Annotated in this window: 14 protein-coding genes; 3 read left to right on the plus strand and 11 right to left on the minus strand. The window is 45.6% G+C overall.

Going from position 1 to position 18,467, the window contains the following annotated elements; translation table 11 throughout:
- Positions 1-135 precede the first annotated feature (135 nt).
- From RJ60_RS06850 to RJ60_RS06865, 4 genes are all read right to left on the minus strand, one after another.
- Positions 136-1,518: a cell wall metabolism sensor histidine kinase WalK gene (locus RJ60_RS06850; RefSeq protein ID WP_103134302.1), complete on the minus strand. Its 1,383-nt coding sequence runs from the start codon at positions 1,516-1,518 to the stop codon at positions 136-138.
- Between the two features lie 4 nt (positions 1,519-1,522).
- Entirely contained in the window at positions 1,523-2,188 is a 666-nt protein-coding gene (locus RJ60_RS06855; RefSeq protein ID WP_165775351.1) for a response regulator transcription factor, read from the minus strand.
- An 80-nt stretch (positions 2,189-2,268) separates the two neighbouring features.
- Positions 2,269-3,957 carry an alpha/beta hydrolase-fold protein gene (locus RJ60_RS06860; RefSeq protein WP_103134303.1) on the minus strand — a complete coding sequence of 563 codons (1,689 nt, stop codon included), beginning with the start codon at positions 3,955-3,957 and terminating at the stop codon, positions 2,269-2,271.
- A gap of 395 nt (positions 3,958-4,352) precedes the next feature.
- Positions 4,353-4,592, minus strand: a complete 240-nt coding sequence (locus tag RJ60_RS06865; protein WP_099829535.1) for a chemotaxis protein — start codon at positions 4,590-4,592, stop codon at positions 4,353-4,355.
- Between the two features lie 2,611 nt (positions 4,593-7,203).
- Here RJ60_RS06865 and RJ60_RS06880 point away from each other — a divergent pair.
- The 3 genes from RJ60_RS06880 (at position 7,204) to RJ60_RS06890 (ending at position 11,446) form a co-directional block, all read left to right on the plus strand.
- Entirely contained in the window at positions 7,204-8,061 is an 858-nt protein-coding gene (locus RJ60_RS06880) for a DUF89 domain-containing protein (protein ID WP_103134306.1), read from the plus strand.
- A gap of 1 nt (position 8,062) precedes the next feature.
- A complete protein-coding gene (locus RJ60_RS06885; RefSeq protein WP_103134307.1) occupies positions 8,063-10,408 on the plus strand; it encodes an Orn/Lys/Arg decarboxylase N-terminal domain-containing protein in 2,346 nt (781 codons plus the stop codon).
- 96 nt (positions 10,409-10,504) lie between these two features.
- On the plus strand, positions 10,505-11,446 hold the full coding sequence (locus RJ60_RS06890; RefSeq protein ID WP_103134308.1) for an inorganic phosphate transporter: 942 nt from the start codon (positions 10,505-10,507) through the stop codon (positions 11,444-11,446).
- 202 nt (positions 11,447-11,648) lie between these two features.
- Here RJ60_RS06890 and RJ60_RS06895 read toward each other — a convergent pair whose 3' ends face one another.
- From RJ60_RS06895 to RJ60_RS06925, 7 genes are all read right to left on the minus strand, one after another.
- Positions 11,649-12,353, minus strand: a complete 705-nt coding sequence (locus tag RJ60_RS06895; protein WP_103134309.1) for a nitroreductase family protein — start codon at positions 12,351-12,353, stop codon at positions 11,649-11,651.
- A 222-nt stretch (positions 12,354-12,575) separates the two neighbouring features.
- Complete coding sequence (locus RJ60_RS06900) at positions 12,576-13,112, minus strand: flavodoxin (protein WP_103134310.1); 537 nt, start codon at positions 13,110-13,112, stop codon at positions 12,576-12,578.
- A 750-nt stretch (positions 13,113-13,862) separates the two neighbouring features.
- Positions 13,863-14,396: a hypothetical protein gene (locus RJ60_RS06905; RefSeq protein ID WP_258006205.1), complete on the minus strand. Its 534-nt coding sequence runs from the start codon at positions 14,394-14,396 to the stop codon at positions 13,863-13,865.
- A gap of 356 nt (positions 14,397-14,752) precedes the next feature.
- The gene (locus tag RJ60_RS06910; protein WP_103134312.1) at positions 14,753-16,486 is read right to left on the minus strand and encodes a hypothetical protein; all 1,734 of its coding nucleotides are present in this window, start codon (positions 16,484-16,486) and stop codon (positions 14,753-14,755) included.
- A complete protein-coding gene (locus RJ60_RS06915) occupies positions 16,455-16,754 on the minus strand; it encodes a hypothetical protein (RefSeq protein ID WP_103134313.1) in 300 nt (99 codons plus the stop codon). Before RJ60_RS06915 ends, RJ60_RS06910 begins: the two co-directional genes overlap by 32 nt.
- 76 nt (positions 16,755-16,830) lie before the next feature.
- Positions 16,831-17,301: a type II secretion system protein J gene (locus RJ60_RS06920; RefSeq protein ID WP_180979922.1), complete on the minus strand. Its 471-nt coding sequence runs from the start codon at positions 17,299-17,301 to the stop codon at positions 16,831-16,833.
- A gap of 951 nt (positions 17,302-18,252) precedes the next feature.
- Positions 18,253-18,467: group II intron maturase-specific domain-containing protein (locus RJ60_RS06925; RefSeq protein ID WP_308410910.1), on the minus strand; the 215-nt coding region annotated here is incomplete at its 5' end.

Below are 18,467 nucleotides of genomic sequence, written 5' to 3' on the forward strand. Positions count from 1 at the left end.
TTGATTCATTTCCAGGCTCCCCTTCCCGCAATTGCTTGATCTACATCTGTGTACGGGGATCACATCTATGTGAAACTTCTATCGCTGCTGCAACCAAATATAAATCGGAGAGATTAGAGAAGAATTAGACTCAGATTAGAGTTTTCTAATTTTCAAGGGGAGAGTCACTCTGAATATAGATCCCTGCTGAGATGAGCTCTTTACAGTTATCGTTCCGTTGTGAGCCTTTACTATCTCCTGAGCTATAGACAGCCCAAGTCCTGTGCCCCTTGTCTCAGATCTCGCCTTGTCAACTCTATAGAACCTGTCGAATATCTTGTCAATCTCATCTGCCGGTATTCCTATTCCATTGTCTTCTATGAGAATTTCGACTTCTTCTCTTGACTGGTCTTTCTCTCCGGATATCCTTATCTGGCCGCCCTCGGGGGTGTACTTTATCGCATTATCCACGAGATTGAAGATTGCTCTAGAAAGCTTTTGTCGATCGCCTGCTATCTCAAGGTCAGAAGGAATTTCCGTCATAATATGTATGTTCTTTTCTTTGGCGAGGACTGCTATCGTGTCAAGAACATCTTCGATTAAGACCCCTGCTGGAAAGACTTTGTAATCACCTTTTTGAAGGCTATTCTCAAGCCGCGTGATTACAAGAAGATCATCTATAATACTGCTAAGTCTTTCAATTTCGTTCTGAATCTGAACAAGCGCATTCACATATTCATCGGAATCCCTATCTCTGTGAAGTGTAACGTCCACAATACTTCTAATCGCTGTCAAAGGCGTTCTCAACTCATGCGCCGCATCAGACGTGAACTGTCTTTGCTTCTTGACGGATTCTTCAAGTCTCTCGAGCATTCCGTCAAAAGTACTGGCGAGATGTCCTAGCTCGTCATTTGGCAAAGTCAGGTTGAGCCTCTTGTTGAGTTTTTCAACACTGATCTCTTCTGCAAGCAGCGTAATTCTCTCCACGGGCTCAAGCGATTTCTTTGCCATGTAAAACCCGCCAAGCACTGCAAGAATGATTATCGTAGGTCCGAGAATCAACATCAACCTGGACAGTCGGAAGAGGGCAATTCTGACACTCGAAAGAGATTCTCCCACCTGCATCCATCCCCACTGACCAATCTTAACGGTGAAAATCCTCCAGACGCCCACAGATGTAGAGACTGTAGTGAATTCCCTGTCAGAAAGCTCTAATGAGGCCTTTAGAATTCCAAACGGCCCAAAACCCTCAACAATGCTTCCCGATCCATCCATCAACCTGACAGCGAATCCTTCGGCAAGTAACCTGTTACTGAGAGATTCCATTTCGACGGTCTTCCTGAATATCGGAAGATCCTGGACGATCTCGATATTTGCAAGGAGCTGCGAAGATACGATTCTCAATGACGAATCGGCTTCGCTATGAAGCTGTGCGCTGAGAATCGCATAGATCGAAACGCTAAACGCAAATAGAATAACACCCAGGAAAAGGACGTACCAGAGAGTCAGCTTTATCCTGATAGGAACTATCCTTTTCATCGTATCAACCTAGCCTGTAACCGAAGCCTCTAACAGTGTTGATTAGCTTTGTGGAGAAAGGATCGTCAATCTTTTTTCTCAAATATCTTATGTAGACATCGACGACGTTCGAATCACTGAAAAAATCTTGATCCCAGACGCTTTCTGCGATCTGTGTCCTGCTCAGAACCTGATGAGCATTTCTTGCAAGATACTCCAGAAGCCTGTACTCTTTGGGTGAAAGCTCAATCTCCACGTCATCCCTTCGTACCATATGAGAGACAGTATCTATAGACAAGTCCCCGACTCTCAAAACCCTTTCAAAAGTTTCACGCGGCCTGCGAAGCAACGCATTGATCCTTGCAAGCAGTTCCTTGAATGCAAATGGTTTTACGAGATAGTCATCCGCTCCCGTGTTAAGCCCCTTAACCCGCTCGTCTACAGAATCCAGAGCAGTCAACATGAGAACAGGTGTGTAATTACCGCTTGCTCTCAGTTCACTGCAGACTTCGAAACCATTTTTGCCAGGCAAAAGAATGTCCAGAACTATCACTTCATATTGGTTTGATGATGCTAGTTCCAGGGCTTCATTTCCACTTCTCGCTGCATCCACTGCGAAGCCCTCCTCTTTCAAACCCTTCTGAAGAAAGGCAGATATCGTTGCCTCGTCTTCAACTATTAGAATCCTCAGAAGAACACCTCCTGAATAAAGAAGCCGGAGGGTTTCCCCTCCGGTCAATTCTAGCATCCCTCTTCTTTATGTTGGAGTATCTAGTAGATCCAGTTCTTTTCTGCTCCCTCCGGAGCGGTTTCCTTCATGTAGTCTGAAAGCTGTGCAAGCCATTCCTGGAGAGCAAGTGCCTTGCTGGGGTCGGCTGGACTCCAGCCTTTCCATCCGTGACCCTGGTTCGGGCCGAAATCGAAAGTCATGTCAGAAACCGGGTTCTCCATTTTCTCCATAGCGTCTTTCAGGAGATAGACTGCCTCATTGAGGTAGTAGTTGTCCATATCACCAACTGCAACATGCACATCACCGGCTATCTTGGGACCTATCTCTTCCCAGTTTTCCTGAAGAATGTAGTTGAGATCGTAATTCTTCTTCCAGTAATCGGCAACTTTCTTGTTTATTTCTCCACTTACCTGATCCCAAATCGGCTGAGGGAATCCGTCAGCGCCAACGGGACTGTAAGTTGATTCCCAAACTGACCACTGCCCGCCAGATCTGTTGCTCGGTCCAGCAGCCATTTCGAAGTAGTTCTCCTGCTTCACGGTGAATCTGATGTTACCATGAGTATCTCTTGCACTCGGTCTTTCGGTCTTTATCCAGCCAAAGTCGGAGTAATAAGCATTGTCATCGTTGTAGATGTTGATCAACTGATAATAATTGAAGTCGACTCCATCGGGATACCAGACGTATGTTCTTCCAAAAAAGTCAGGGTAGAAGACTTTCATGGCAAGGGCTTCCCATCCTCCGGTAGATCCGCCTGCAAGAATTCTTGCCCATTTCTCGGGAATCATTCTGAACTGGCTTTCGAGATAAGGTATGAGTTCTTCTGTTATTGCAGTCCCGTATGGGCCAGAGTTCGCCGAGTCGACGGAATAAGATGTGTCGTAGTAAGGTGTGGCATCTCTGAACGATACGGCTATGAATCTTGCATTTCCTTCCTCATTCCAGAACTTATATACGTCGTTGTTCACTCTAAATCCCACCGGAGCACTGCCTCCAGGGAAGTGTCCCTGATAGTAGATCACCGGATAATACACATCAGGATTGTCGTAGTAACCTTCGGGGAGAAGGACATTGGCTCCAATATACATATCTTTGCCCCAGAACTCGGAAACAACATCGCTCTTGATCTTTATGTACTTCACCCATTCAGTATCTGAGTAATTCCCCTGCTGAAGCACCATGCCCGGCTCTAGTTCATAATCGGGCATTATCACTTCTGTGATAGCCAGTTTCACTGTACCGGGATTTGCCGGATCAAGATAGATCTTCTTGGTCTTGCTTTTTGCATTGCCAACTGATTCCCAGAACCACTGCCCGTCTCCAGTGTCATCGTGCATGAGTATGGTATGACCGTCGGCTCTAGCGAAGGTCGTGTATACATTTACAAAAGCCTGTACAAAGTATTCTCCAGCCGGTAGTTCCGATATCTCAATTGGATAACCTGCCACAGCCATATCTCCATCTGAGATCTCCACTACCGATTCAGATGTCATATCGAAGACATCCTTTCCCCAGAACGGAACTCCTCTTACATCTGTCTGCAAGCTAGGTTCTCTAGAAGAATCCTTGCTGACAATTACGAGTACTCGTCCGTTGATCGGTGTCTCTAAACCTAGAGACGCTACTGTATCCAGTGCGTCCTGGCTTATTGATACTTCGAAAGTAAGTGAAAACGCTGTAATGCTTATGAAAAGAATTATAAGAAGAGTAAGTATACTCTTTTTAACCATATTTCCCACCTCCATGAGAATGTAAGCAATTGTCAAATTCCTCTTGCCTGCTGCAAGTTAGAACAATCAAATAGGATAAATCCAGTTACAAGAATAGTTATCGGGATGCTAGCTCTTCTAGAAGTTTTTCAGTTAGAAGCAAGGACGACGAGCGCGGAGAGAAAGGCGAGCACCTTTTTCTGAGGAAAGAACAACGTGATTAGAAAAAATAAGACTTCGAATACCTATACAAACAACTGAACAAGGGTTTAGTTCCATTCTTACCTCCTTTTCTCCGACCACCGTCTGGTAGATCTCTGTTATTATACACTGCCTGAGGTACTGTCGGAACACTATGCGCGATTATTCACATCATCTTCTGTTTTCCGTTGCTTTACTCGCCTTTAGCCTTACATTCACTGCCTTCTTCCATGACAAAAACTATCAAAGTCCTTGAAGTCGATATAGTCGCGAACTCTCTGGAGAGAAGCCCAGATAAAGTCTTCGAAAAGCTTCGCATCATCTTCGCTGTTCAGTTCCTCAACAACATCTTCTTGCTCCGATGGACGTGTAGCGATGTATCGACTCCCTACTGCCCTGTAATTTGAGTAGAGATTGAAATTGAAAATCCCATTTTCTTTTGATCTGTAATACACTGCTAACACCTCCTGTAATACAGAACAATTATATCATGCTGTGTAACAAGCGTGGTTGGGGGCTGCAGGTAGGGGGTAGGAAAGAGCAAAGCAACTGGTTATGAGTTGAGGGTTATCCGTTCTCCGAAAGAGCAATCGAGAAAGAGCATTGGCGAGACGTTCGCTTCGCTCACGAGAAGGCGAGTGAAAACTCAGTCGCTGCTGAAATTAGACGCAAGGCGCCGAAAGAACATCGGCGGACGCAATGCTGGCTTCGCCAGGTCGCAATGCCCGGAAAAGCATCTGGGGACGCAATGCTGCCTTCGGCAGGAGGCGATTTTGAAGACTGTCTGTTCGCACAGACCAGTTTCGGCTTTGCGAGACCAATAAGAAGAAGCGTCGAGAAGGAGCATGGTCGAGACGTTTGCTTCGCTCACGAGAAGGCGAGTGAAAAGTCAGTCACTGCTGAAATTAGACACAAGGCACCGAAAGAACATCGGCGGACGCAATGCTGCCTTCGGAAGGAGGCGGTCTGAAAGCTAGTCACCTTCGTTGGCCAGTTCCGATTCGCGGCCTAGGAACCGCTGAACGCTTAGGAACGAAGACCCGCTGATCGCTGACGAAGACAATGTTGTCCGTCAACGGTCCGCCGTCCACCGAAGATCCGCTGTGCGCTTAAGAACGAGGACCCGCTGATCGCTGGAAGAGCCGTCCTTAGTCCTTCGTCCCAGATCATGGACCCGTCCTTGGGAAGAGCCTGAGGTCAGAGGCAAGAGGTCGGAAGAGCCCGTTCTACGCTGTGAAAAGCCAAAACCCTGGACATGCCTTCAACGCCCTTTTTCATTCTTTGTCAAAGAAGAGAGAACGGCTAACGCAGAATCGTTCCCGCATCTTGGAACTGATTTTTCCTTTCGGAGAACGGAGAACCGTTAATGTATAACCGTTCCTGCAACTTGCATCGTGGAACTTGCAACTCTCGGTCTTGGAGAACGGAGAACCGAAAACGGATAACCGTTCCTGCGACTTACAACATTGCACTTGCAACTGTTTCAAAGATCGAGATTCTGACCAGCTTAGTTAGAATGGCGGTATGAGATGCTCCGGATAACCTAAGACTGTCATCCCGTGATGGGTCTGCACGAAATCTCGCCCTGAGAGCCGCTATTCGCTTAAGAACAAGGACCCGCTGATCGCTGAAGAAGACAACGTTGTCCGTCAACGGTCCACCGTTATCCGTCCGAGAAGAGCAGCGTTTCAAAAGACTTAGAGAGTTTTTGGCTTTTGCTCTTATAACTTGCAACATTGCACTTGCAACTGTTTCAAAGATCGAGATCCTGGCCTGAAGCGTGCCAGGATGACCTCAAGTAAGAAAGACCGTCATCCGTAGAGCCTGCCCTGAAATGCTCCTGTTCAGGAGCCTGCCCTGAAAAGTCCCTGTTCAGGGTCATCCCGTGATGGGTCTGCACGGGATCTGGTCTTGAAAACACTCCAAGGATCGAGATTCTGACCAGGAGCTTTGTCAGAATGACAGGATGTGGTGCATTCCGAATAACCCTAAGGCTGTCATTCCTCAGGACCTGCCCTAAAGGCCTGCCTCAATGAGCCTGCCCTGAAAAGTTTCTGTTCAGGGTCATCCCGTGATGCTTCTGCACTGGATCTGGTCTTGAAAACACTCCAAGGATCGAGATTCTGACCAGGAGCTTTGTCAGAATGACAGGATGTGGTGCATTCCGAATAACCCTAAGGCTGTCATTCCTTAGGACCTGCCCTAAAGGCCTGCCTCAATGAGCCTGCCCTGAAATGCACCTGTTCAGGAGCCTGCCCTGAAATGCACCTGTTCAGGGTCATCCCGTGATGCTTCTGCACGGGATCTGGTCTTGAAACTCGGCAAGATTGAGATTCTGGCCTGAATCAACCCAGTAACTTATAGGCGGATGAAATATATCATTGCTCTCACAAATAAAGGGCTGCTTTCTCCTTGCAACATTCGAACTTGCAACTGATGTTCCTCTCTGAGAAAGGCCCACCGTTGACAGCTAACGGATTGTGATATTCCCAGCGTTCAGCTTTCAGCGAAAAGCGGCTCTTTCCCCGCGAGGTGGCATTGCATCCGCTGATGCTCCTCAGTGCAATGCGTCCTGCGAAGCGGCCTCGCCTCCGCCGGCGATCCTCGGCGCACTGACTGTTAACCGGATGTGAATAATCGAGTCTGTCCCAAAAAACCACGTCCCATGAAACCATCGAGAAACAGCTGATAGACTTCAGAGAATGCCCGACAGTCTAATCTCAAGTCTTAAAGCCTCGCCCGACCAGCGGTCAGCGCCTCTTTGATCTTTCCATCTGGTCCATGCTGTACCCAGCGTACAGCCTTCAGCGGCGCTTTGATCTTCGCTAGCCTTGCGTCTAGCGATTTATAGTGGTTCCACTTCCTCGCGCCAGCGAGCCTCACTTCCTGCCGGAGGCAGCATCACTTCCCGACGAAGTCGGCCTCACTTCCCCGGATGTTCCTCCGGGCATCAGTTCCTGGGATGCTTTTCCTAGCATCACTTCCTCGTCGAGGTAGGTTTACAGATCAAACAGAACACAAGTACGGATTACCAAAAAACTGTATAATTCAGTGTGAGGTGATTTAATGAAGATAGATCTTAGGTGCATCCCCTGCAATCTGAGCAGTTTGCTACGGATTCTGGACGTTAATAACGCTGGAGAGGAAGAGAAGAAACAGGTTGTTAGAACCTTTCTCAAAGAGGTTGCGGAGATGGATTGGTCAGATACTCCTATAGATATCGGCAGAAAGGTCGGAGAGGCATTGGAACCTCTCTTTGGCAACCATGACGCTTTCAGGGACGTCAAGAGACTTTCAAACAGAAGTCTTATGGAAATATACGACGATCTTAAGGAGGAACTCCTCAAGCTTGACGATCCTTTGTTAGGAGCGCTGAAACTATCGGTAGCCGGTAATATTATAGATGTTGCTCCGGGTCATAAGATTGACATTCATAAGACAATGAAGGATGCACTGTCGAGACCTTTCGCAATAGATGATCTAGAAGAGCTAGCGCAAAGGATACGAAGCACCGACTCGCTTCTCATAGTCGGTGATAACTGCGGCGAAGCTGTTCTCGATAAACTTCTGCTAGAACTCTCCGGAGTGCCGAACAGCTACTTCTCGGTAAGAACAATACCGGCTCTTAATGACATAACGATGCGAGAGGCCCTTGAAATAGGCATGGACGAAGTAGCAACGATAATCGATTCTGGAGCAGATGCACCTGGCGCTCAGGAAAAGACTATGCAGAGAGGTTTTTTCGATGTTTATTCCAGGGCCGATGTAGTAATCTCTAAAGGACAGGGCAATCTAGAAGGTTTAAGCTCGGCAAAACGCGAGATCTTCTTTTTGCTTATGGCCAAGTGCGATGTAATCGGCGGCTTTCTCGGAGTACCGAAGGGTTCGTTTGTTGCCTACAGAAAGGCAGAATCGAGGGGATAGAATGGAGCTGTTCAAGGACTTTCCTGTTCTGGTAGTTGACGATGACTTACTTTCAGAAAACACTGGGGGGAGAGCGACAAGAGAGATCATAAGAGAGCTTCAGAAGAGAGGCTTTTCAGTCATAGAGTCTTACTCAGGCTACGACTGTAGAATTGAGTTCATGTCTCATTCAAATGTCAGCTGTGTTTTGCTCGACTGGGATCTTGTGATCAAACCAGATGCTGAGTTTCTAGGCCCGGGAGAGATAATCGAGATAATCCGCGGAAGGAATATGCTTATTCCCATATTCCTCATGACTGAGAAACTAAGAGTTATGGAGATTCCTCTCGAAATAATCAGTCAGATCGACGGCTACGTTTGGAAGCTCGAAGACAGTCCTTCTTTCATCGCGGGAAGAATTGAGGAAGCAACAGAGCGCTACATGGACGAACTGCAGCCCCCCTTTCTGAAAGAGCTCATACGATACGTGGATGAATTCAAGTACTCGTGGCACACCCCCGGTCACAGCGGAGGAGAGGCTTTCCTCAAGTCATCTACCGGGAAGATCTTCCATAACTTTTTCGGGGAGAACATTTTCAGGAGCGACTTATCCGTTTCGGTGCCGGAACTTGGCTCTCTCCTCGAGCATACAGAAGCCATCGGAGAATCGGAAAAGTCTGCTGCCAAGATTTTCGGTTCCGACGAGACATATTTTGTGACGAACGGTACCTCAACATCCAACAAGATCGTCTTCCATTATTGTGTGACCCCGGGGGACATCGTCCTTATAGATCGGAACTGCCACAAGTCGATTATGCATTCAATAATAATGACAGGTGCGATACCAATCTACCTTACGCCTAGCAGAAACTCTTTAGGAATTATCGGGCCGATCCATGAAGAGGATTTTGAATGGAGTGAAATCGAAAAGGCAATAAATGAAAGCCCTCTCGTGGAAGACAAAGAGAACTACAGAATAAAACTTGCTGTAATCACTAATTCGACATATGACGGCCTCTGTTACAACGCGAAAACCATCCTCGACAAGCTTGAAAAGATTGTGGATTTCGTTCTCTTCGATGAGGCATGGTACGCCTATGCGAAATTCCATAGAATGTATATGAGTCGCTTCGGAATGTCACCAGACATTGACAGAGAAAAATCTCCGGTGGTCTTCTCTACGCACTCCACTCATAAGCTACTGGCTGCCTTCTCTCAAGGCTCTATGATACATGTAAAGGATGGTAGAAAAAGGGTAGATCATGGAAGATTCAACGAGGCATACATGATGCACATGTCTACTTCGCCTCAATATGCGATCATCGCTTCCCTGGATGTAGCGGCAAAGATGATGGCCGGAAACGCAGGCAAATTCCTCATTGACGAGACGATTCAGGAGGCAATCATTTTCAGAAAGAAGATGAAGCATCTGAAGGAAGAAATCGAGTCCAAAGAATCAGAGCGAAAGAGACGCTGGTGGCTCGAGATCTGGCAGCCGGAAAAGGTCTCGATTGGGACAGAAGACGGGCAAAGAAAGACCTTCGATCTCGAAGACATCGATGAATCGATTCTCAAGGACAGGCCTGACTGCTGGTATCTCAAAGCAAACGAAGACTGGCATGGATTCGGAAAGCTTGAGAACGACTACGTCCTTCTCGATCCGATAAAAGTGACCGTTATGACCCCGGGAATAACGAGACAAGGTCGGATGAGGGATTGGGGAATCCCAGCAACGATAGTCACAACTTTCCTTAGAGACAGGGGAATAGTAGTTGAGAAATCGGGTCATTACTCATTCCTGATACTCTTCTCCCTCGGGCTGACAAAGGGAAAGTCTGGAACTCTGCTCGCAGAGCTCTTCACTTTCAAGAAGCTCTTCGATGAGGACGCTCCTCTGGATGATGTATTTCCCGATATCGTCAGAGAGTTCCCAAAGAAATATGGAAAGATGACCCTTCAGGAGCTTTGCAGACAGATGCATGAATACCTCCGAAAGGTCAAGATAACCAAGGTCTTGAAGGATGTTTACTCTCGGAATCCCCAGCAGGTTATGCTTCCGTCCAAAGCCTATTCAGAGTTGGTTAACGACAATACTGAACTGGTCAGAATCCGTGAGCTGCAAAACAGAATCTCAGCTGTAATGGTCGTTCCTTACCCTCCGGGAATACCCGTGATAATGCCTGGCGAGAGATATACAGACGATACGAAGAGAATCATCGAATATCTGAATCTCTCGGAGGAGTTCGACAACAAGTTTCCCGGCTTTGAGAACGAGATGCACGGTCTGAAGATGAAGATAGACAGCAACAACAAGAAGAGATACTACACATACTGCTTGAAGGAGATCGACCAGCCAGAGGGCGAATAGGCGATGACATTCGCTCCTGTAACGCATACACCACATAAGTAAATACATCTGTTTGGTGCTATAATCCTTTTTATCACTGATTATGAAGGGATCGACGTGTTCCTAGCATTTCTGCCTGCTGTCTTCTTTGGATGGACTCTCGGAAGGAATGACGCAGCCAATATATACGGTACAACCGTAACAAGTGGAATTCTTAAATACAGATCAGCTGCGCTGATCTCAAGCTTTGCTGTGCTTGTTGGAGCTATTCTGGGTGGGGCCGGTGGAATGCAAACTCTCTCCAGCCTCAGCTCTCACACATTGCTCTCTGCTTCAGTCAACGCAGCGGCAGCGGGAATCTCCGTTCTCTTGCTTAACAGGCTGGGGTTGCCTGTCTCCTCTTCGCAAGCCGTTGTAGGCTCGGTAGTTGGCATTGGACTTCTGAGTGGAAGCGTTGATTGGCTGGTAGTGTTGAAAATAGTCTCTTGCTGGATAACGACTCCACTTGTAGCGGCGATCGTTGCTCTTTTCCTGTATAGACTTATTGGTGTCGCCTTCAAAAGAGTACGTTCAATTCTTGTTCAGGACATACTCCTTAAATCACTTGCAGTAATTGTTGGTGGCTTCGGTTCATTCGCTCTTGGAGCAAATAACGTTGCAAATATCACAGGAACCTTTGCAGATATCATCGGTGTTGAGAAGGCTGTATTGATTGGAGGGCTGAGCATATCGGCCGGAGCTATAATGTTCAGCAAGCGAGTTATGTACACGATCGGGACAAAGATAGTCGCCCTCGAATCGTTCGCTTCGGTTATTGCCTTACTGGCACAATCATTGACCGTCCTAATTTACGCGTTCATTGGGGTTCCCGTTTCGGTTTCGCAGGCAATAGTCGGAGCGGTTATTGGAGTCGGGCTTGCGAGAGGATCGAGAAACTTTGATGCAAGGCTCCTAAAGAGAATTGTCTTTGGATGGGTATCTACTCCCGTAATTTCGGGATTGATCTCAGTTGCCCTTTACACTGCTATCAATTCGATCCTGGCGCTTTTTGGAAGCTGAGCGCCGTATCCATTGACGTGACAACACAGCTGCTTACAGGAGAAGAAGTAGGCCCATAATGTGTATAAGCAAAACCATACGGCAAAACCCGTCAAACCGCCTTCAGCTCATCACGTATTCTCCCAAGTGTTGAATATGGGTCACTAGCTATGATCATCAGAACCTGAAGCCTTCCCCTTGAACCATCTCAGAAAAACGAATTTCAGAATGTCAGCAGGTAGCTCCTGAGGCTTATTGGCTCGACTTTTGCATCGTCATTCATTGACTTTGCCATAAGGTACATGTGAGATATTACAACTCCCAGATCGATCGAAATGACATCCTCGTAGATCAGTGGAATCTTCTTCCAGCCGTGAATTGCTATGCTGTTCCTGTCGAGAATCTCAAATCTCCAGGGCTGCCTGTTGAATGAAGAAGGCGACATCCTTCCCGCATTCAAAATATCCTTCATTCTCTCATCTATGTACTCTGTCTTGCCAGAAACAATCTCCGCAAACGGCTTTCTATTTGCCTCCCTGAAGAGAAATCTAGAGGCTCTCTCAACAATGTCTCCTTCGCTATTAGCGGGAAAGCCCACGATTATCATGGACAGGTAGTTTGGCAGTCTGGCCCAGCTAGTGGAGAAACCCTTCAGGGTGAGATTAAGAACTATCTGCTCGCCTTCGAAACCGAACCGAATCAGATTGGGAGTAGTGAACTCCTTCAGCTTAGCGAGAACGATTCCTGAACCAGACGGAAACTGCGGAGTGAAATACCATTGCAAAGGAGCATCCGAGTTAAGAGGAATAATGTCTCCAATAGCAGAATCCACTTGTTTCCTTTGCTCAGGAGACAGTTGCTTTTCCTGGAACTTTCTCTGAGTCACTCTTAGGCCGATCGCCTTCATGATCTCCTGTTTGTCTAGCATTCAATCACCTCTTTACATATATTCTATATAATTTGACAATAAAACTCAAGATTAATCATATTACTGGTTTCAATGTGCACAACTGTAACGAATAGACCAGAGCGCAAATACCTGCATCAAGAGATGCCTGATCCTTCACATTTACCGAAAATAGCAAGCTCTTTTGGAAAAGAAAAACGCCGGGAACAGAACCCGGCATTTGCATTCTATAACGTGGTTCCGCTACAGTCCTTCCCCAAGCTCTCTAGCCCACTCTTTTGCGGTTTCAACATACTCGTCCAGCCTTGAAGAAGGTGCCTCGAAGTCAATCTCCTGAATCACTTCGTTACCCTTCAATGCCTTCTTGAGATTCTCCAGAGCGGCACCGATCATTCCATCATGTGTACAGAATAGAGCTATCTTCTTTCCCTCCAGCTTGTTTTCTGCGAGAAATGTACTTATCGGCGGCGCATAAGTGAGTGCCCACACGGGACTGCCTATGATTATAAGATCGTAATTGTCAGGATCAAAGCCATATGGCTCAAGTTCAGGCTTGTTATTCATAGTTACCGACTCGCTTCCCCAGATATGCTCCTTGTCAGGATCGTATCCGGGAGTGGTCTCTATTTGCTCGGGATTCTCAACGTGGTGATAATAGGTTCGAGAGAACTCCCCCGTAGGCACCAGCCGAAGAAGGTCAGCATCGATTGAAGAGGCCATAGCTTCTGCAAGAGCTCTTGTACTTTCATCGTATGAGAAATAAACAACGATAGACTTCATTCTATTACCTCCCTTCAAAGCTATTATAGCTTGACTTAGCGGCGAAATGAAGCTATCTCGATAAGGGAATCTTCTACTCTCCTCCTGAACAAATGAATCGAGAAAGCATTATGCAATCTACTGGCATTGAGTTTTCAAGATTTGCATTTTTCTTCAATACAGACTTTTACCGAGGGGCTCATACAGACCTTTTCTAATGCTATAGCGAAGCGCAACGTCAAAAGCAGCCAACGGCTGACAGCAGCTCGCTGTTCGTCGCATCTCAAAGTCGTCAGTATAGAAGCAGGATAACTGCGGATCTTGCGCTTAAATTCGATTGCATAATAACTCGTTATGATAGTGCTTTTGCCTGTGCTTAGAAATAATCGATCGAGCTCCTTCGATACGAAGTATCCTTTAGTAATATCATTATTTAGTAGAGGCGGGTTTTCCGGCTACGGATAATCCGCTTTCGGCTTTCCCGTTTACGGAAAATCGGGTTGCGGATTAATACCGCTCTTACAGAGCGTTTTGTCAATTTCCCTGATCTGCTTTCTCCTATCGTCCACTACTTAAACATTTGCACTCTCTGACTACATTGAATCAAGAAAAGCAGCATTAAACTGTATTAATCTTTAGAATCAATCGCTCTTTTCTATAGCACACACACAACAAGCACATCACAAGCAACCGATAACAGGATACTGAATGGACATCTCAGGAAAAAGCTGAATCGAAGATGCTAGAGAGCACATGAAGCAGGGACGTCCATCAGTAAGTAGTTCCGATAAGCCTCTCGAACCACTCTCGACTTATCACTCTGTAGTGAGGGTGATAACTTCTTTTGTAGTAAGAACTGTGATGTAACAACCGGCCGCTTTCAAGGGCCTCCTTGACTGAAATCGTCGATTCCGGAGTAAAGACACTTTCGGGAAGAGAGTCTCTAAGAACCGCTTCTATCCTCTGCCACTCAACTTTCCAGTCCTCGCGCGTCATTGAGGCACCTACCCTTGAACTTGCTACCAAAGCTCGAAAGAGATCGTCGATCAGAACCTGCCTGTTCTTTACAAGAACAAGATTAAGCCTGAAGAAGTTTTCCATATAGCTGACGTCTTGCCAGAGAACCTGATCAAACTCATCGCAGTCGATCTCTTCGGCAAGGTATCTAAGGGCAACCGCTTGATCTTCCATTAAGTGCTTCGGACCGAACGTGCCTTGATAAAACAGCTTGTAAAGATCGTCGAGCCTTGCTTCGGGATGCAAATCCAGCTCGTGAGAAGCGAGTTCAACAATTCTATTGTCCATTCGAAACATACACTCCCCCTCTTTGATTAACTATTATACAGCTATCAATGCTCGATTCAAAAGCCATCGACCGCTATGATGACGCTTTGGCAAGAAATAGCTCAAGAACATCTGGAGAGATCGCCGGAATTTTCTCTGAAGGCCTTATCTCGAGGCTTCGTATTTAATTCTCAGAAATGATCAAATAATCGAAGTGGCACGAAGACATCTAGCAGGTAATCGCTGTGAGTTTCAATATAAAAGCCCCCGCAATCCGCGAGGGCCCTCTGGGGGTTAACTGTGGCATATAGTACTAGAAGCTAAGAAGAGAATCTCTTCTTCCCCAGACCGAAAAACCTTACTCTATCGTTATTCCGTTACCAGGCTCTAAGTCCAACCAGTGAGAAGACCTTCTTACTAGTACCTCCCGAGTCACCACTAGATGGGACCGTCACAAAGAAGTTCTCAATATAATCGCTACTTCCATCGGTTCCAAAGCTATTCCCAACAACAGATCCAAGAACAAACAGTTGAGAGAGCTTTGTTGTGTAAGTTTTATTGCCCGATATGACCGTTTCTAAATCGGGAAACAAAAAGCTTCCACCCACACAGTTTTCATTGCTTTCATCACACCTCGCAAGGGCTGTGACATCGCCACAAATGGCTCTTACTCCATGCGTTGCATTTCCTTCATTCTGCGTTCCAACTCCGAAAGTGTTAATCACATTTCCACCCAAAGCAGATAGCGAAAGATAGTCCCTGTCCAATTCGAACTGCCTGAAAAGCTCCTCGACCTTTTTAAGTGACATGATGGGCTTTGTCAAAGTGGTCAAATCGTCAGGGCCAGTATTAGGATTATCGCTCTTCCTCGTGGCGATCACAAAATCCTTTGCTGAATCGCCGTAGATAAGATTCGTGTCAATATTTATATCCCCAAATACCGAGATGCTGTATCTCCCATTTATGTAACCAATCATGTGGGGATTTCCGTTTTTATTCACAATATTCACGCTCTTATTGAAGGATAGACTAACAGTGTGATCGGCGGCCTCAATTATTATAGTGTATTTCGTTGTCCCGGAATCCCCTGCCTCACAGGAGACTTCAATAAAATCGTAGTCATTACTCTCTGTTGTTGGGTCCTTGGGAAAAGTAATTGTGTAAGAGTCTGTGGAAGATAGATTGAACGAAATCAGCGAATCTGGCGAGAAAGTAGATGTACTATCGGAGAATAAGTTCTTGTTGTCATCTCTGAAAACAATTTGCTTCGACAGATTGTTCAACTGATTTTCCTTATCTTCAAGTAGTGATACAAAATACGAAGCTGAGTCTGTATCTGTGGCGTTATAGCTTGCCTGATCATCTTCTTTTTCTGGAGAAAAAGACACATGATGAGCCGTTAAACCATTAGAGAAAATGTAAGGAAGATCTGAATTAGGGCTATTAATTATTGCATCGCCTAGTAAAATGGCGTGCCCATTGATCCAGTCACCACCCGAGCTAATATAGTCATCATATCCCTTCTGTTTTGTGGTTGTAACTCTGTCAAACTCCCTATCAATATCTCCTAAAATCAATGCAGGAACTTGAGCTAGAGAATCCACCATTGCAAGTCCATATGAATACCTCTTGACAGCGCCTTTCTCCACCCATGAAATGATTGAGTATTTGTCTCCTGATCTACTCACTGCTACCCCTCTATTGTCAAATTCGGCAAGAGGGTTTAAATCAGCAGCTTCTGATAGATTCTCATCTGATAGTAACCACCATGTCCCTGCTCCAACGTCAGACATTGCACTTTGCCACAATACTCCTTCGTATCCTCCTCTAGAGGAAATGAAAGCGACAAATTCACTAAACCCTTCCCACTGGGCCTCCAAAGGTTCGGGCATATCCGAATAGTTTTCTGACAGGAACACTGTAGCTATTTCCACTAGATTGTTCGAACCTACTCTGAGATCGGAAAGTAGTGCGTAGCTATTCAACTGCCTTGATGATCTCTGGATTGAAATTCCGGCAGCAATTATCATCGTCGTAGCAAAAGCCATGAGGATTAACGCTATTGGCAGAATCACACCTCTATTTCGCATAGGGGTCGTATCTATATACATTAAATACCTCCCTTCTTCCTATTCTATTATCTGTGAGCGAGACCTCAAATATCCAGCCCACTATTTTTTCCCCAGGTTTCAGAGCAGTTTTACTGATCACATCAGCTACAACTTGTTCAAACCCAGGATACGTCGAAAGCTCTTCTATAATGCGTTCAATATCATCCTCACTAGAAGCATTCCTCACAATTCCTTCCACAGTTAGTTTTGCTGCATGTATATTTGTGGCTACTTCTAGCCTAGAAGATATAGCCTTGTATTGTAACATTATGGTTACCCCGCCTGTTATGAGGAATACAATTATGATTAGAACAATCAGAATCTCAGCAGTTGTGAAACCTTTCCTAATAGATCTTCACCGCCCCATTAGATGATTTTGATATACCATAAACAGTAAATGTAGCAGCATAATAGATGTGACTGGAATCTGGTGGAAACTCAAAAGCAAAGTCCTCCAAATTGCCCGCAATGACAGATGATACCTGGTTATTGCTTGCATTATTGTAGAGAAACAACAATTCTCCATCTAAGTAAGTTACTGTCGCAACCGTCTCATCGCCAATGTTTGGAAATCTAGATCTGAGCGATATGGTTTTCGAGTCACTTCTATCAAAATCAATCGCTGTCCAATTTCTCGAAATTATATATCCTAGTCCACTATTCAGTTTCATTATCTCTTCATCTATAGCAAGCTGTGTCTGGACCTGACCGCTGATTCTGAATGTAGAAGTCAGCACAACGTATAAAATCCCCATAATTATCGTCGTGAGAAGCAAAGTAACCATTATCTCAACCATTGTGAAACCCTTGCGCATTTTTGATTTCGTTCGCCTCGATATCAAGAGACTCAAATAGTTGATTCCTCCCTTTTCGGCAAAAACAGATTTCTCTTAGAGCAAGCATGAAAGCGTATGATATGCAACAGAAAGTCAACGGTTCATTGAGGTATCGCTTGTCTACAGAATTAATGAAACTGGTCTTGACTAATCGACCCAAACGATTTTATCACATTATCTTGAACAATCGTTCTCGAAACAAACACCCATGCCAGATCGACCACGTTCTTGAGCAAAACTGGGCATCGGATTTCACAGGTCAAGAAGCTATACTCATGTAAGGTTAATGCAAGAACATGTCACTAATCCACGCAACGGAACTTTTTTTCTTGAAGATCAGTTTCTTTGTCGAGCTCTAAAGGGGGATTTGCTCTCAGCTTATTTTCCCTGATAAACTATGTGGATGACTCGCGATGAAATTGAGTTCTCAATAGGGAGAGAATGAAAGTTAGTTGGTTCCTCGAATTACAATACGATTCTTCTCGTCTTATCTCAGTGCGGTCTTTGAGCAATACTTGTAGATCCACAGAATTGGCTCTGTGATTAACTTTTGTATCAGTATAGTTTCCCATGTAACAGCTCTGATTTTCCTTGCATTTTGCTTCTTGTATGGGGTATCATTATATATTGCATTTCTATGCGAGGGAGCTGACAGTCGAATCGATTAGACGGTTTCTGAGGATAAGGTATTTGTAAGAACCTCCTAAGAACTGAGTTGAGAACGCCCGAAAGACCTCCTTATTTCTAATCAGTTCCCTCGTGTTTCCTTGTTTCCCTCTCAGGTTTTCTTCAATTATGAGTTCACTAAGACTCTAGACTCGAGAACCACTTCTATAGCTTTGCTCTTATAACTGGTGAATAGCCCAGGGGGATTTCACCCCCAGGCTCTCTCAGAACCGGACTTGAATCTCTCGATTCATCCGGCTCCCATTATCCAGCCATATAGAATATCCCCATTGTCCAGTGTACAAATAGATGAGGCTCTCTGCGAGCAAGAGCTTCTAGCCATTTACCCGCTTTTGTAAGACCTCTCCTTTTCTTGTACTTGTTTCTTACCCATTGAACTAAGGCTTTGTTTAGCCGACTCAGTACTGTATACATTTCAAATCTGCGAAAGTGTCCGTAGTAGTTTATCCAACCTCTTA

Origin of the sequence: Mesotoga sp. B105.6.4 (assembly GCF_002896535.1) — a bacterium.
In the GTDB taxonomy this organism is placed as follows: Bacteria; Thermotogota; Thermotogae; order Petrotogales; family Kosmotogaceae; genus Mesotoga.

Bases quoted from the DNA above. Each gene is read 5' to 3' on its own strand.
- RJ60_RS06850 (WP_103134302.1), bottom strand. From the start codon at position 1,518: ATGAAAAGGATAGTTCCTATCAGGATAAAGCTGACTCTCTGGTACGTC.
- RJ60_RS06860 (WP_103134303.1), bottom strand. From the start codon at position 3,957: ATGGTTAAAAAGAGTATACTTACTCTTCTTATAATTCTTTTCATAAGC.
- RJ60_RS06880 (WP_103134306.1), top strand. From the start codon at position 7,204: ATGAAGATAGATCTTAGGTGCATCCCCTGCAATCTGAGCAGTTTGCTA.
- RJ60_RS06885 (WP_103134307.1), top strand. From the start codon at position 8,063: ATGGAGCTGTTCAAGGACTTTCCTGTTCTGGTAGTTGACGATGACTTA.
- RJ60_RS06895 (WP_103134309.1), bottom strand. From the start codon at position 12,353: ATGCTAGACAAACAGGAGATCATGAAGGCGATCGGCCTAAGAGTGACT.
- RJ60_RS06900 (WP_103134310.1), bottom strand. From the start codon at position 13,112: ATGAAGTCTATCGTTGTTTATTTCTCATACGATGAAAGTACAAGAGCT.
- RJ60_RS06905 (WP_258006205.1), bottom strand. From the start codon at position 14,396: ATGGACAATAGAATTGTTGAACTCGCTTCTCACGAGCTGGATTTGCAT.
- RJ60_RS06910 (WP_103134312.1), bottom strand. From the start codon at position 16,486: ATGTATATAGATACGACCCCTATGCGAAATAGAGGTGTGATTCTGCCA.
- RJ60_RS06915 (WP_103134313.1), bottom strand. From the start codon at position 16,754: ATGTTACAATACAAGGCTATATCTTCTAGGCTAGAAGTAGCCACAAAT.
- RJ60_RS06920 (WP_180979922.1), bottom strand. From the start codon at position 17,301: ATGCGCAAGGGTTTCACAATGGTTGAGATAATGGTTACTTTGCTTCTC.